This window comes from Cupriavidus plantarum (assembly GCF_905397285.1).
In the GTDB taxonomy this organism is placed as follows: Bacteria; Pseudomonadota; Gammaproteobacteria; order Burkholderiales; family Burkholderiaceae; genus Cupriavidus; species Cupriavidus plantarum.
The window spans coordinates 143272-157533 of sequence record NZ_CAJPUX010000003.1; the positions used below are offsets into that span (position 1 = coordinate 143272).

Annotated in this window: 15 protein-coding genes; 7 read left to right on the forward strand and 8 right to left on the reverse strand. The window is 66.0% G+C overall.

Translation table 11 applies throughout. The annotated features are described in order from the left end of the window. From KHP16_RS15340 to KHP16_RS15360, 5 genes are all read right to left on the reverse strand, one after another. Entirely contained in the window at nt 1-1044 is a 1044-nt protein-coding gene (locus KHP16_RS15340) for a response regulator (protein WP_109580130.1), read from the reverse strand. A gap of 193 nt (nt 1045-1237) precedes the next feature. After that, on the reverse strand, nt 1238-2710 hold the full coding sequence (locus KHP16_RS15345) for an NAD(P)(+) transhydrogenase (Re/Si-specific) subunit beta (protein ID WP_109580131.1): 1473 nt from the start codon (nt 2708-2710) through the stop codon (nt 1238-1240). Continuing rightward, nucleotides 2707-3033, reverse strand: a complete 327-nt coding sequence (locus KHP16_RS15350; RefSeq protein WP_109580132.1) for an NAD(P) transhydrogenase subunit alpha part 2 — start codon at nt 3031-3033, stop codon at nt 2707-2709. Before KHP16_RS15350 ends, KHP16_RS15345 begins: the two co-directional genes overlap by 4 nt. 114 nt (nt 3034-3147) lie before the next feature. Beyond that, nucleotides 3148-3510, reverse strand: a complete 363-nt coding sequence (gene panD, locus KHP16_RS15355; protein WP_121490521.1) for an aspartate 1-decarboxylase — start codon at nt 3508-3510, stop codon at nt 3148-3150. Between the two features lie 72 nt (nt 3511-3582). Continuing rightward, a complete protein-coding gene (locus KHP16_RS15360) occupies nt 3583-4704 on the reverse strand; it encodes a Re/Si-specific NAD(P)(+) transhydrogenase subunit alpha (RefSeq protein WP_109580134.1) in 1122 nt (373 codons plus the stop codon). 267 nt (nt 4705-4971) lie between these two features. On the opposite strand from KHP16_RS15360, the gene KHP16_RS15365 reads away from it, so the two are divergent. The 5 genes from KHP16_RS15365 to mnmA all read left to right on the forward strand — a co-directional run bounded on the left by KHP16_RS15365 (nt 4972) and on the right by mnmA (nt 8779). Beyond that, entirely contained in the window at nt 4972-5787 is an 816-nt protein-coding gene (locus tag KHP16_RS15365; RefSeq protein WP_115952765.1) for a TorF family putative porin, read from the forward strand. 108 nt (nt 5788-5895) lie between these two features. Next, nucleotides 5896-6240 (forward strand): hypothetical protein, encoded by a 345-nt coding sequence (locus KHP16_RS15370; protein WP_109580136.1) that lies wholly within the window; start codon nt 5896-5898, stop codon nt 6238-6240. After that, nucleotides 6227-7141, forward strand: coding sequence for a 4-hydroxy-tetrahydrodipicolinate synthase (gene dapA, locus KHP16_RS15375; RefSeq protein ID WP_109580137.1), 915 nt, complete (start codon nt 6227-6229; stop codon nt 7139-7141). Before KHP16_RS15370 ends, dapA begins: the two co-directional genes overlap by 14 nt. 70 nt (nt 7142-7211) lie before the next feature. Then, on the forward strand, nt 7212-7703 hold the full coding sequence (locus KHP16_RS15380; RefSeq protein ID WP_179593147.1) for an NUDIX hydrolase: 492 nt from the start codon (nt 7212-7214) through the stop codon (nt 7701-7703). Beyond that, nucleotides 7700-8779, forward strand: coding sequence for a tRNA 2-thiouridine(34) synthase MnmA (gene mnmA, locus KHP16_RS15385; protein ID WP_109580139.1), 1080 nt, complete (start codon nt 7700-7702; stop codon nt 8777-8779). Before KHP16_RS15380 ends, mnmA begins: the two co-directional genes overlap by 4 nt. 168 nt (nt 8780-8947) lie before the next feature. Here the strand turns inward: mnmA and KHP16_RS15390 are convergent, their stop codons facing one another. Further along, nucleotides 8948-9562: a glutathione S-transferase N-terminal domain-containing protein gene (locus KHP16_RS15390; protein ID WP_109580140.1), complete on the reverse strand. Its 615-nt coding sequence runs from the start codon at nt 9560-9562 to the stop codon at nt 8948-8950. Nucleotides 9563-9902: 340 nt separating this feature from the next. Here KHP16_RS15390 and purB point away from each other — a divergent pair, with 340 nt between their 5' ends. Then, entirely contained in the window at nt 9903-11279 is a 1377-nt protein-coding gene (gene purB / locus KHP16_RS15395) for an adenylosuccinate lyase (protein ID WP_121490525.1), read from the forward strand. Nucleotides 11280-11307: 28 nt separating this feature from the next. On the opposite strand, the gene KHP16_RS15400 is transcribed toward purB, so the two are convergent. Both KHP16_RS15400 and KHP16_RS15405 read right to left on the reverse strand, forming a co-directional pair. After that, a complete protein-coding gene (locus KHP16_RS15400; protein ID WP_109580142.1) occupies nt 11308-12240 on the reverse strand; it encodes an SMP-30/gluconolactonase/LRE family protein in 933 nt (310 codons plus the stop codon). 32 nt (nt 12241-12272) lie between these two features. Further along, complete coding sequence (locus KHP16_RS15405) at nt 12273-13295, reverse strand: tripartite tricarboxylate transporter substrate binding protein (RefSeq protein WP_244835828.1); 1023 nt, start codon at nt 13293-13295, stop codon at nt 12273-12275. Between the two features lie 375 nt (nt 13296-13670). Between KHP16_RS15405 and KHP16_RS15410 the strand changes: the two genes are divergently transcribed. Continuing rightward, a complete protein-coding gene (locus tag KHP16_RS15410) occupies nt 13671-14249 on the forward strand; it encodes a cytochrome b (RefSeq protein ID WP_211960629.1) in 579 nt (192 codons plus the stop codon). Nucleotides 14250-14262 lie beyond the last annotated feature (13 nt).

Consider the following 14262-nt stretch of genomic DNA (forward strand, 5'->3'; position numbering starts at 1 on the left):
CTAGGCCTTGCGGTGCGTCAGCGCTTCGGGGTTGCGCGCGAACTCGGCCAGGAAGCTCTGGAGGCTCACGACGGGCTCCTGCAGCAGATGGCGCGGCAGGTCGAACAGGGCGTAGAAATATTCTTCTCGCCCTTCGCAGCGCTCCGCCGGCAGGCAGTACTGCTCCCAATCCACGCATGCCGGCGTGTACATGCCGTTGCCGGGCCAGAAGAACGGCACGATGCGGCCTTCCCGCAGGCCCTCGATCAGCGCGGCCGGCGCTTCGTACGCCTCCGCCGACTCCACCTGGCTCATCAGCCCCGCGCGCGTCTCGATGACCATCAGCGTCGCATGGCCCTGCGCGGTCAGCAGCAGGATGCCGACCGGGTTCGGATACAGGTAGTACTCGACGAAGTTGTAACGGGCGACGGTCTGCCGCACGCGCTCGGCCATGACCGGATCGGACAGGAACGAATACGAATGCCGCGTCAGCAGTTCGCGCAGCGTGCGCGACAGCGTGGCGAAGTACTGTTGCTGCAGCGCCTCGATCTCCTGATCGAGCCGCGCGACCATATTCGGGTCGTGCTTCTTGACGTAGCGGTCGATCAGGCCGTTGTTGAAGCCCTGGATCGCAATGCTCTCGTCGGCGGTGCCCGTCAGCAGGATGGTCTTGCACGGCAGGTCGGAGAGCGCCTGGCAGAACTCGAGCCCGTCCATCTGCGGCATCGAGTAGTCGACGACGATCACCCCGGGCTGCAGGAAGCGATGCACGTCGTGAATCTGCCGGTGGATGCGGTCGACGTCGAGCTGCACGGTACGCCGTTCGCTGAGGAACGTCAGGTCGTCGTGCGTGACACGTACGGGCAGGAAGCCCGGGTAGCGCGTGTCGTACGACTCGCGGATCCATGCCAGCGCCTCGCGCGGATCGGTGAAGCTGACCACCGCACGCGATGCATCCATCTGAAAGGCCAGACTGTCGATGAACGACTTGCTGTCGTCAACGAGTACGGTCAGGACTGGGTGATGGAAGACCGACAGGTTTCTGTCGTGCGGGTTGAAAGTCATGGTGCGATAGATGTCGGCTGACGGCGGCGGGCTGGAGCGAAGGCCAGTATAGCGCGCCAGCAGGTCCGTGCAACCTGCGCACCGCAAAGCATGCGGCCGGCGTTGTCAGCCGGCCGCATGACTTCGATAACGTTGATTTCAGGTCTTCACGACTCTTTAATCTGAAGACCCGTTCGCGTGGAAAACCGCACGATCATTCGACGGCCTTGACCATGTCCTCCACGACCTTCTTGGCATCGCCGAACACCATCATCGTCTTGTCCATGTAGAACAATTCGTTGTCGAGGCCGGCGTAGCCCGCCGCCATCGAACGCTTGTTGACGATGATCGTCTTGGCCTTGTACGCCTCGAGGATCGGCATGCCCGCGATCGGCGACTTCGGATCGGTCTTGGCCGCCGGGTTGACCACGTCGTTGGCGCCCAGCACCAGCACCACGTCGGCCTGCCCGAACTCGCCGTTGATGTCCTCCATCTCGAACACCTGATCGTACGGCACCTCGGCTTCCGCCAGCAGCACGTTCATGTGGCCGGGCATGCGGCCCGCCACGGGGTGGATCGCGTACTTCACCGTCACCCCGTGCTCGGTGAGCTTGGCGGTCAGTTCCTTGAGCGCGTGCTGCGCGCGGGCGACGGCCAGGCCGTAGCCCGGGACGATGATCACGGTCTCCGCATTGCTCATCAGGAACGAAGCGTCGTCGGCCGAACCGGACTTGACCGGACGCTGCTCCTGCTTGCCCGCGCTCGCGCCGCCGGCTTCGCCGCCGAAGCCGCCCAGAATCACGTTGAAGAACGACCGGTTCATCGCCTTGCACATGATGTACGAGAGGATGGCGCCGGAGGAGCCGACCAGCGAGCCGGCGATGATCAGCATCGGGTTGTTCAGCGAGAAGCCGATGCCCGCCGCCGCCCAACCCGAGTACGAGTTCAGCATCGACACGACCACGGGCATGTCCGCGCCGCCGATCGGGATGATGATCAGCACGCCGAGCACGAACGCGATCGCGAGCATGATCAGGAACGGCAGCCATGCCTGCGACAGGAAGAAGATGATGCCGAAGCCGATCATCGCGATGGCCAGCAGCAGGTTCAGCCAGTGCTGGCCCGGGAACACGACGGGCGCACCCTGGAACAGCCGGAACTTGTAGCGGCCCGCGAGCTTGCCGAACGCGATGACCGAACCGGAGAACGTGATCGCGCCGACGAAGCAGCCGATGAACAGTTCGACGCGGTTGCCCGTCGGGATCAGGTGCGAGCCCGGCGCGGTGATGCCGAACGCAGCCGGCTCCGCCACGGCCGCCACGGCGATGAACACCGCGGCGAGGCCGATCAGCGAGTGCATGGCCGCGACAAGCTCGGGCATCTTGGTCATCTCGACCTTGCGCGCCACGTAGGCGCCGATGCCGCCGCCGACGACGAGCGCCGCGAAGATCAGGCCGATGCCGGTGCCGACCGAATGCTGCGCCGCGCCCGCCGCGAGGAATTCATTCTTGAGCTTGACGATGAGGACCAGCGTGGTCACGGCGGCGATGGTCATGCCGGCCATGCCGAACGCGTTGCCGCGCCGCGCGGTGCCCGGGGACGACAGGCCCTTGAGCGCCTGGATGAAGCAGACCGACGCGACGAGGTACAGCAGCGTGACGAGGTTCATGCTGATGAGTTCCATCACGCGCCCTCCTTGCCGGCTCCCGCCTTCGCCTTCGGTTCCTTCTTCTTGAACATCTCCAGCATGCGCTGGGTCACGAGGAAGCCGCCGAACACGTTCACCGCGGCAAGCGCCACCGCGAGCGTGCCCATCACGCGGCCCACACCGCCTTCGGTCAGGCCGGCGGCGAGCATGGCGCCGACGATGATGATGGCCGAGATCGCATTGGTCACGGCCATCAGCGGGGTATGCAGCGCGGGCGTGACGGTCCAGACGACGTGGTAGCCCACGTAGATCGCCAGCACGAAGATGATCAGGTTGATCACCGTATGGTTCACCATCTCCATCGACTTCTCCCTCCGTTTGCTTGAATTCTTCAGAATGCGGAAAACCGGGTCGACTTCTGTTGCTGCGGACTACGCAGGCGGGGCATCCTGGCTCGGGATGCCCCCGCCTTCAGGTCAGACCTGCTTGATTTCCTTGATGCCGTTCTTCTCGTTGACGAGAATCACCTTCGGCTTGTACGTGCGGATTTCCTCGTCGGTCATCGGTGCATAGGTGCAGATGATCAGATGGTCGCCGAGGTGCGCGCGGCGCGCCGCGGCTCCATTGAGCGAGATCTCGCCGGTACCGCGCGCGCCCTTGATGATGTAGGTGGAAAAGCGTTCGCCGTTGTTCACGTTGTACAGCTCGATCTTCTCGAACTCTTTCATGTCGGCGGCTTCGAGGAGATCTTCGTCGATTCCGCACGAGCCCTCGTAATTGAGGTCCGCCTGCGTCACGGTGACGCGGTGGAGCTTGGCGCGGAGCATGATGCGTTGCATGGGTAATACGTCCTTCAGGAGTGAAACATGCGGCGCCGGTCCATGCCGGCGCCGTCGGTGGGTAAAGCGGGGTCAGGCGGCCTGTCGGACAAGCTGGCCGTCGCGGCACATCAGGCAGGCCGCGACGATGTCGTCTTCGAGGTTCAGCGTGTAGCGGCCATCCTTGTCGATGACCAGCTTGAGAAAATCGAGCACGTTGCGCGCGTAGAGCGCGGACGCGTCGGCGGCCACCATGCTGGCCAGGTTGGTATGGCCGACGAGGATCACGCCGTGGCGTTCCACGACTTCATCGGCCACGGTCAGCGGGCAGTTGCCACCCTGCGCGGCGGCGAGGTCGACCACGACCGAGCCGGGCTTCATCTGCTGGACGGTTTCTTCCTTCAGCAGTACCGGCGCCTTGCGGCCCGGAATCAGCGCGGTGGTGATGACGATGTCCGCCTGGCGCGCGCGTTCGTGCACGAGCTCGGCCTGGCGGCGCATCCAGTCGGCGGGCATCGGGCGCGCGTAGCCGCCCACGCCCTGCGCGATCTCGCGCTCCTCGTCCGTCAGGAACGGCACGTCGAGGAACTTGGCGCCGAGCGATTCGATCTGCTCCTTCACGGCGGGCCGCACGTCGGACGCTTCGATCACCGCGCCGAGGCGCTTGGCCGTCGCGATGGCCTGCAGTCCCGCGACGCCGGCGCCGAGGATCAGCACGCGCGCCGCCTTCACGGTACCGGCCGCGGTCATCAGCATCGGCATGAAGCGCTGGTAATGATGGGCGGCGATCAGCACGGCCTTGTAGCCGGCGATGTTGGCCTGCGACGACAGCACGTCCATGCTCTGCGCCCGCGTGGTGCGGGGCGCGGCCTCGAGCGCGAACGCCGTGATCGAGGCCGCCGTCATGCGCGCGTTGTTTTCGATGTCGAAGGGATTGAGCATGCCGATGAGCACCGTGCCGGGCTTCATCAGCGCGCGCTCCGCGTCGTCGGGCGCGCGCACCTTGAGCACGATCTCCGCGCCGTAGGCCTCGGCCGCCGAGCCGATACGGGCGCCGACGGCCTCGTACGCGCCGTCGGGCTGGCTCGCCCTGACGCCCGCGCCGGTCTGCACCGTGACCTGGTGCCCCTGCGCCACGTACTTCTTGACGGTCTCCGGGGTGGCGGCGACACGAGTTTCGCCTGCCCGCGTCTCCAGCGGGATACCGATGTGCATCGTCAATTTCTCCTTATGAGATATCAATCCGATACCGCAGTTTTTGCGCAGCTTACCCGAATATGCGTGGGGATGGTGACCGAGCTGTCGGATTTTTGTCGGATCGCCACGACCCATTTTGTCTTCGCATCAAACCGGCGAATTGATGCGGTTTAGCGCGGACGCGGTCGCCTTTTGACACCGAATTGATACGTGGCTCCGTATCGTGCGGGTCACGCCGCCCGGGGACCCTCGGGCGCGCGCACCTCCAACTCGTCTTTCATCGTCATGATCGCCTCGCGTCTGTTTACCGCCGTTCCCTCCACCGTCATCCTGACTGCCGCGCTCGCCGTGCCCCTCGCGATGCCAGTCTCTTCCGCCATCGCGCAGGAGGCCTCGGCCGCGGAGACGGCCGGCGAAGTCTCTCCCCACACGTTCACCGCGAACGTGACGCTCGCCAGCGAATACCGCTATCGCGGCCTCATGCAGACCGACCGCCGCCCCGCGATCCAGGGCGGCTTCGACTATGCGCATTCGAGCGGGCTGTACGTGGGCAACTGGAACTCGAACATCAGCTGGCTTTCGGACAGCAACGCCGAAGTCTCGGCGCCCATCGAGATGGACTTCTACGGCGGCTTCCGCAACAGCGTGAACGTGGCCGGCGCGGACATCGCCTACGACGTCGGCGTGCTCGAGTACTACTACCCGGGGGACTATCCCTCGGGCTTCACGCGTCCGTACACCACCGAGGTGTATGCGAGCGTCGGCTACGGTCCCGTCACGCTGAAGTACTCGCATGCGCTGACCAACCTGTTCGGCTTCGCGGACAGCAAGAACAGCTATTACGTGGACCTCTCGGCCAACGTGCCGCTCAACGTCTGGGACCTCACGTTCAACGCGCACGTCGGCTACCAGAAGGTCCGCAACGTCGTGGATGCCTCGTACACGGACTGGAAGGTCGGCCTGACGAAGGACTTCGGCAAGGGCCTCTCGGTCGCGGTGGCGTACCTCGATACCAACGCGGCGCGCGGCGTCTATACGAACACCCAGGGCCGCTACATGGGCCGCGCCACGGCGTTCGCGTCGATCACCAAGACGTTTTGACGCGTTTTTGACGCGGGGTCGCCGCATTGCTGCATCAAATTGAGGTGCGCGTCCCTAGCATGGAAGCATGTTCAACAGACGACTCGCGAAGCGCGCGGGTCAACGTCCATGCGACAGACCAGCCTTGCCATCGCCTTTGCCTCCGTGCCGCGACGCCGTCCGGCGCCGGCCCAACGTGCCCTGCGCACCGACGGCGATGGTCAAAGGATCCGCATTCGCCTTGCGGTGGCTTCCGCCCAGGTGTTCGCGCTGCGGCAAACGCTGCATCGCGCGATCGGCGAGCTGGCGCGTGTCTACGTCGTGGAGGTCGATCACCGCCACGACGAGACCACGCTGCATGTGGAAGTGGAGCGGGGCGGCCGCGACGCGGCAATGCACGCGATCATGGCCGCGCTGCCGGCCGCGGAGTTCGGTGTGACCTCGGTCCTGGGGAACGATCATGCCGCGCACTGATGGCGCCGATGGCGCCCTGCATGGCGGCCTCTGGCTGCCGATGATCACGCCGATGCGCGACGGCGAGCTCGACCTCGATGCCGCGCAGCGGCTCGCCGCATGGTATGCGGCGGAGGGCGTCGATGGCCTGATTGTGCTCGGCACGACGGGCGAGGGCGGCCTGCTCTCCGATGCCGAGCGGCTGTCGCTGACGGAAGCGGTCTGCGAGGCCGTGCGCGGCGTTGTGCCCGTGATGGCGGGCGTGGGCGCGGTCGATACGCGGGCCGTGTGCGAGCAGGTGCGCCGGCTCGAGCGGTTCGACCTTGCCGGGTACCTCGTGCCGCCGCCGTATTACCTGCGCGTGTCCGACGAAGGCATCGCCTGGCACGTGCGCCGCGTGGCCAGCCAGACGCCGCGCGCGCTGATGCTCTACAACGTGCCCAAGCGGACGGGCGCATCGATTTCCCCCGCGCTCGCGCTGCGGCTGGCCGCGCATGGACAGGTCCGCGCGATCAAGGAGTGCGATCCCTCGCATATGCAGGCGCTGGCCGCGCACGATGGCATCGACGTGTATTGCGGCGAGGATGCCGCGATACTCGATCACCTGCTGGCCGGCGGCGCCGGCGCGGTGCCCGCCGCCGCGCATGTCCGCCCCGACCTCTTTGTGCAATTGCTGCGTCTTGCGCGCGCGGGCGATGAAGCCGGTGCGCGCGCCTTGTTCGCGCGGCTGTCCCCGCTGATCGCATTGCTGTTCTCGGCGCCCAACCCGTCGCCGGTCAAGGCTGCCCTCGCATTGACGGGCCATGCGCGCGACGAAGTGCGGCTGCCGCTGACGCCCGTCGATCCGGTGCTGCTGCGCCGCCTGGAGGCCGCGCTTGCCCAGTTGCCGCCGCGGCAAACGGTGCACGCCCACGCGGCCTGACCGACGAGACACTCGGTGCACGATCCCCCGGCAGCCGGTAAAATGCCGGATTGCTTAAAAATTGTGCATCATGTCACGTGACTGGAACGCCAGTGTCACGGTTGCCGCAGTCATCGAGCGCGGCGGCCGGTTCCTGCTGGTCGAAGAGGAAACCCCCGCGGGCCTGCAGCTCAACCAGCCAGCCGGCCACCTCGAACCGGGCGAAAGCCTGATCAACGCCGTCATCCGCGAGACGCTGGAGGAGACCGCGCATACGTTCGAACCGCGCGCGCTGATCGGCTGCTATATGAGCCGCGGCAAATCGTCCCGCGACCAGGGCGATACCACCTATATCCGCTTCGCGTTCACGGGCGACCTCGGCTCGCTCGACGCGGGCCGCCAGCTTGACACCGGCATCGTGCGCACCGTGTGGATGAGCATCGACGAACTGCGCGCCTGCCGCGAACGGCATCGCTCGCCGTTGCTGATGGCCTGCGTGGAGGACTACGTCGCGGGCAAGCGCTTCGCGCTCGACGTGCTTTATACGCATCCGACGGCGGTCGCCACGGAGGTGGCGCCATGAGCGGACGCCGTGTCGTGGTGGGCATGTCCGGCGGCGTCGATTCGTCGGTCACCGCGTGGCTGCTCAAGCAGCAGGGATACGAGGTCATCGGCCTGTTCATGAAGAACTGGGAGGACGATGACGACAGCGAGTACTGCTCCACGCGGCAGGACTGGCTCGACGTCGCGTCCGTCGCGGACGTGATCGGCGTGGATGTGGAGGCCGTGAACTTCGCCGCCGAGTACAAGGACCGCGTGTTCGCGGATTTCCTGCGGGAATACTCGGCGGGCCGCACGCCGAACCCGGACGTGCTGTGCAACGCCGAGATCAAGTTCAAGGCGTTTCTCGACCATGCGATGTCGCTGGGCGCGGACCTCATCGCGACGGGTCACTACGCGCGCGTGCGGCAGGCCGATAGCGGCCGGTTCGAGCTGCTGAAGGCGTTCGACCATACCAAGGACCAGAGCTACTTCCTGCACCGGCTCAATCAGGCGCAGCTGTCGCGCACGCTGTTTCCGCTGGGGGAGATACCGAAGACGCGCGTGCGGGAAATCGCGGCCGACATCGGGTTGCCCAATGCGAAGAAGAAGGACTCGACCGGCATCTGCTTTATCGGCGAGCGGCCGTTCCGCGATTTCCTGAATCGCTACCTGCCGACGAAGCCCGGACCGATGAAGACCGACGACGGCAAGGTGGTGGGCGAGCATATCGGGCTGGCGTTCTACACGCTGGGCCAGCGCAAGGGCATCGGCCTCGGCGGGAGCCGCGATGGCAGCGGCGACGCATGGTATGTCGCGCGCAAGGATATGGCCAGTAACACGCTGTATGTCGTGCAGGGGCACGACCATCCGTGGCTGCTGAGCGCGAGGCTCGATGCGGCGGACCTGTCGTGGGTCGCTGGCGAGGCGCCGGCGAGCGGGCTGGAGATCGCCGCCAAGACGCGTTACCGGCAGAGCGACGCGCCGTGCACGGTGGCGGCGGCAAGCGGCGACGCGTTGCAGCTCGCGTTCGCCGAGGCGCAATGGGCGGTGACGCCGGGACAGTCCGCCGTGTTGTATGACGGCGACGTCTGCCTCGGCGGCGGCATCATCCAGTGACGGCTGTATCAGGACGATTCTGGCGTCGTTGCGCGGCCTTGCCGTACCGTTTGTACTGTCTGCGGCCGCGCGCCTAGCCAGAACCGCTGCGCTTCGCCCTGATGCAGCCTTGAAGCGTCAGGACGATTCTGGCGTCGTTGCGCTTCGCCCTGATACAGCCCTGGAGCGTCAGGCCGAGGGCGGCTGCGTGTCGAGGAACGACTGCCGCTTCTCGATCTTTTCCTGAAACGCGGCGAGGGTCGGATGGCGTTCGCGCCAGGGGATCTCCGGAAAGCGGAAGTCCAGATAGGCGAGCGCGCAGCCCACGGCCACGTCGGCGAGCGAGTAGTGGATGCCCGTGCACCACGGGCGATCGCCCAGGCCGCTGGCCATCGCCACGAGCGCCGCGTCGATCTTGCCGCGCTGGCGCGCGACCCACGTTTCGCTGCGTTGCGCTTCCGTGCGCTGCGTGCTTTCCACGCGCACGAGCAGCGCGGCGTCCAGCAGGCCATCGGCCAGCGCCTCCCAGCAACGGACCTCGAGCCGCTCGCGGCTGCCCTGCGGAATCAGGCGGCTGACCGGCGACAGCGTGTCCGCGTACTCGACGATCACGCGCGAATCGAATACCGCGCCACCGTCTTCCATGATCAGGCACGGCACCTTGCCGAGCGGATTGAACTGGCCGATCGTGGTGTGCGGCGACCAGACGTCCTCCTCGATCATCTGGTAGTCGATCTTCTTCTCCGCCAGCACTACGCGCACCTTGCGCGCGTAGGGACTGGTCCGGGATCCATACAGCTTCATTCTTCTCCCCTTGAGCTTGTTATGAAGTGCATCGGCGCTCCATGGCAGGCAGATGGCAGTCTTTCCCGCCCAATGCACTTCATAACAGGCTACCGGAGCGGCGTGCGCGAGTATACCCGCGCGCGCCCCGGAATGACGCACCATTGCGGCCTGCCGCACGCTGGCGTGCACGACTCCTGTGCGGCCATCGCACGGTAACGGTCACGATGGTAAAATCCCGCGTCGCGCGATGCCGCGCCGGCCCCCACGCGATGCCGAACAGGCTTTCTCGTGCGGCGCATCGGTCGCTTCCTTCCGCGCCCCGCCCCTTATTCCTCCGTTATTTCCTCCGGTAGCCCGCATGTCCACGTCTTCGCTTTCGCCACTCACCGCCCTGTCTCCCATCGATGGACGCTACGCCGCCAAGGCCGATGCGCTGCGTGAATGGCTGTCCGAAGCCGCCTTCATGCGCAACCGCGTCAAGGTCGAGGTTCACTGGCTGATCGCGCTGTCGCAGGCCGGGCTGCCCGACGTGCCGAAGTTCTCGGCGGACTCCGAAGCGAAGCTGCTCGCGCTGGTGGAAAACTTCACCGAGGCCGATGCCGCCCGCATCAAGGACATCGAGGCCGTGACGAACCACGACGTCAAGGCCGTGGAGTACTGGCTCAAGGAACAGGTCAAGGGCAACGCCGAGCTCGAGGCCGCCAGCGAATTCATCCATTTCGCCTGCACGTCCGAAGACATCAACAACACCTCGCACGGCATGATGCTGAAGGGCGCGCGCGACGGCGTGGTGGTGCCTACGCTGCGCCGCGTGCAGGCGCGTCTGGTGGAGCTGGCCAAGCTCAACGCGAGCCAGCCGATGTTGTCGCGCACGCACGGCCAGCCCGCGAGCCCGACCACGCTCGGCAAGGAAATGGCCAACGTGGCGGCGCGTCTGGAACGCGCGATCGTGCGCATCGAGCGCGTGGAACTGCTGGGCAAGATGAACGGTGCCGTGGGCAACTACAACGCGCACCTGTCGGCCTATCCGGCGTTCGACTGGGAGTCGTTCTCGAAGTCGGTGATCGAGCAGCGCCTCGGGCTGACGTTCAACCCGTACACGATCCAGATCGAGCCGCACGACTACATGGCCGAGCTGTTCGACGCCGTCGCGCGCGCCAACACGATCCTGCTGGACCTCGACCGCGACGTGTGGGGCTACATCTCGCTGGGCTACTTCAAGCAGAAGACCAAGGCCGGTGAAATCGGTTCGTCCACGATGCCGCACAAGGTCAACCCGATCGACTTCGAGAACTCGGAAGGCAACCTCGGCCTCGCCAACGCGGTGCTGCGCCACCTGTCCGAGAAGCTGCCCGTCTCGCGCTGGCAGCGCGACCTCACGGACTCGACCGTACTGCGCAATATCGGCGTGGCATTCGGCTACAGCCTGCTGGCCTACGAGGCCTGCCTGCGTGGCCTTGGCAAGCTCGAGACGAACCCCGAGCGCCTGAACGAAGACCTCGACAACTGCTGGGAAGTGCTGGCCGAGCCCGTGCAGACCGTGATGCGCCGCTTCGGCGTGCCCAACCCGTACGAACAGCTCAAGGAGCTCACGCGCGGCAAGGGCATCTCGCGCGAAGCGCTGCAGACGTTCGTCGCGGGCCTCGCGATTCCGGACGATGCCAAGAAGCTGCTGCTCGAGATGACGCCAGGCAGCTACATCGGCAAGGCCGTGGAACTGGCCAACAAGATCTGACGCCGTCCCGCATCTACGCCGTCCCGCACTACGACGACGTCTGACTGCGGTGGCCCGGGGCGGGAGGCAACTCCGCCTCGAGCACTGTGCCGCTGGCCGATTCGGTCAGCACGAGGCGATGGGTGCCGGGCCGGAACGCGATGTTGGTCACGGTACCGCCCGCATGGCCCATGGGGCTGCGGATGAAATGCGTGCACCAGCCATGCGCGTCCAGCACGAAGGCGCCGCCGAGGCTCGCGTGGGCCACCACGAGGCGCCCGTGCGCATCCATGGCGAGGCCATCGGGGCCACTGGTGCCGAAGAACGTCTGAAACGCGCCCGCCTTCGACACCGAGCCATCGGGCAGCAATGGCATGCGCCATACCGCATTGGCGCGCGTCGCGGCCACATACAGGAAGCGTTCCGTCGGATCGAGCGCGATGCCATTCGGACTCGGCACGTTCGCCAGCAGCAGGTCCATCTGGCCTGACGGCCGCAGGCGATAGACGCGGCCCGTCGGATCGTGGAGGCCCGTCTGGCCCTGGTCCGTGAAATAGAGATTGCCCTCTTTATCGAACGTGAGGTCGTTGACGCCGCGAAAGCTCTCCGAGTTGCGATGCCCGCGCACGACCTCGACGTCGCCCTGCGACGGATCCACCCGCAGAATGCCGCAGCGATAGTCGGCGACCCACAGGCTGCCGTCGCGATGCAGCGCGATGCCATTGGGCCAGCCTGCTGTTTCGGCGAACACTTCCCACCGCAGATTTGGCCCGATGCGGAAAATGCGGCCGTGCGGAATGTCGGTGACGAACAGATTGCCCTCGCGGTCGAACGTCGGGCCTTCGAGAAAGCTGTCGACGATCTGTCCGGGTTTGTTGGCGTCCGCCCATTCGCTGCGGCGCGCGATGCGGAGGTCGTCGGGCATGCGCGTGAGCACGCGTGCCTCGATGATCTGCGGGGGCGTAAAGTTGACGTTCCACATGTCGTCCTGCTCCTGATCTCGTTACCGTTGACTCAATCCGGCTTGATATTTGCCGCCTTGATCACCGCGCCCCAGCGCTGGATCTCGTCGTTCAGCAGCTTCGTGGCCTCCGCGGGCGTGCTGCCCACCGCGTCGAGCCCCTGCTCCTGCAGGCTCTTCCGCACCTCCGGCGTATTCACGGCGTCCACCATCTCTCTGTTCAGCTTGTCGATGACGGGTTGCGGCGTGCCGGCCGGCACCGAGAAGCCGACCCAGAACTTCATGACCATCTTCGGCAGGCCGACCTCGGGCGCGGCGGGCACGTCGGGCAGCACGGGCGAGCGCGTGTCGTTCGCCAGCATCAGCGCGCGGACCTTGCCGCTCTTGATATAGGGCAGGGCGGTGGGCAGCGAGGTGATCAGCGCCTGTACCTGTCCGCCCATGAGGTCCTGCAGCGCGGCGCCCGCGCCGCGGTAAGGCACGTGCACGAGGTTGACGCCGGCGAGGCTGTTGAACAGCGCGCCGCCCATATGCGTGTTGGTGCCGTTGCCGCCGGAGCCGTAGTAATACTTGCCCGGATTGGCCTTGGCCAGCGCGATGAACTCCTGCACCGTCTTCGCCGGCACGCCCGGATGGACCACGAGCACATGGGGCATGGCCGCGGCCACGGTCACCATCCTGATGGCCTTGTGCGGATCGAAGGGCAGCTTCGGCAGCAGCGTGGCGGCGATCGCATACGACATCTCCGTCGTGAGCATCGTGTAGCCGTCCGGCGCCGCGCGCGCGACCGTACCCCATCCGATGACACCGCCCCCGCCCGTACGGTTATCGACGAGCGCGCTGGTGCCGCGCGCGCTCATGCCTGTGGCAACGAGCCGCGCGACGAGGTCGGTGGAGCCGCCCACCGAAAACGGCACGATGATGGTGATCGGCTTGGACGGAAACGCGTCCGCCGCGAGCGCGGCGGACGCGGTCATGGATGCGACGGCCAGCGCGGCGCAGGCGCGGAGCCAGGTGCGACGGCGGTGGTGACGGTGATGGTGACCCTCGTGGGGCCGGCGCGGATGGGCGGGCATGTTGTCTCCTGAAGCACGGTGTCCTGCTCGACATGCTCTGCGGCATGTGCGTCGATGCGCTACGGCGCGGGTTTCGCAGTGTTCTGTTAGTTGGAACGTCGTTCGAATTATCTTCCGACTCGGCCTCGTGCGTGTCAAGACGGGCCGACGACAGTGACGCCGCAACGTGGAGATAACGCGGAGACGCCGTGGGGCCAACGCTGGCGGCCGCGCGGGTGGCGGCTGCGACATCCCGTCACATCAAATCATTTGAACAACTTAATGAAGTTCGGACTTTCAAGCTGCACGCCGGTCCCCCAATAATGCGAGAATCGCTGGCGCAGTACGTGGCCAGTCAGAACAACAAGACCCCCTCGATCCGAAAGGGAAGCATTCATGAATTCGACGAAGGTGCTACAGGCGTCCGCGACGCCGGCCCCTGCGACCCGTTACACCGCGACCGCGATCGGCTTCCACTGGCTGATCGCCTTCGGCATCTTCGCGGCGTTCGGCCTTGGCCTGTACATGACGAGCATCCACGGTTTCACGCCGACCAAGCTCAAGCTGTTCTCGTGGCACAAGTGGCTGGGCGTGACGATCTTCGCGCTGGCCGTCCTGCGCGTGTTGTGGCGCGCCACCCATGCCGCGCCGCCGGTGGCCGCGAACACGCCCGCATGGCAGGCGCGCGCCGCCGCGGGCGCGCACCATCTGCTCTATCTCCTGATCCTCGTCGTTCCGGTCACGGGCTATCTCTATAGCTGCGCCGCCGGCGTGCCCGTGGTGTATCTCGGCCTGTGGAAACTGCCGATGCTGGTCGAGCCCTCGGAGACGACGGCCGCCTTGCTCAAGGTCACGCACATCTGGCTCAATTACACGATGGCGGCGATCGTCGTCGTCCATGCGCTGGCCGCCGTCAAGCATCAAGTCATCGACCGCGATGGCACGCTGGCCCGCATGCTGCCGTTTTTGCGCTGATATTTCCGTCAGC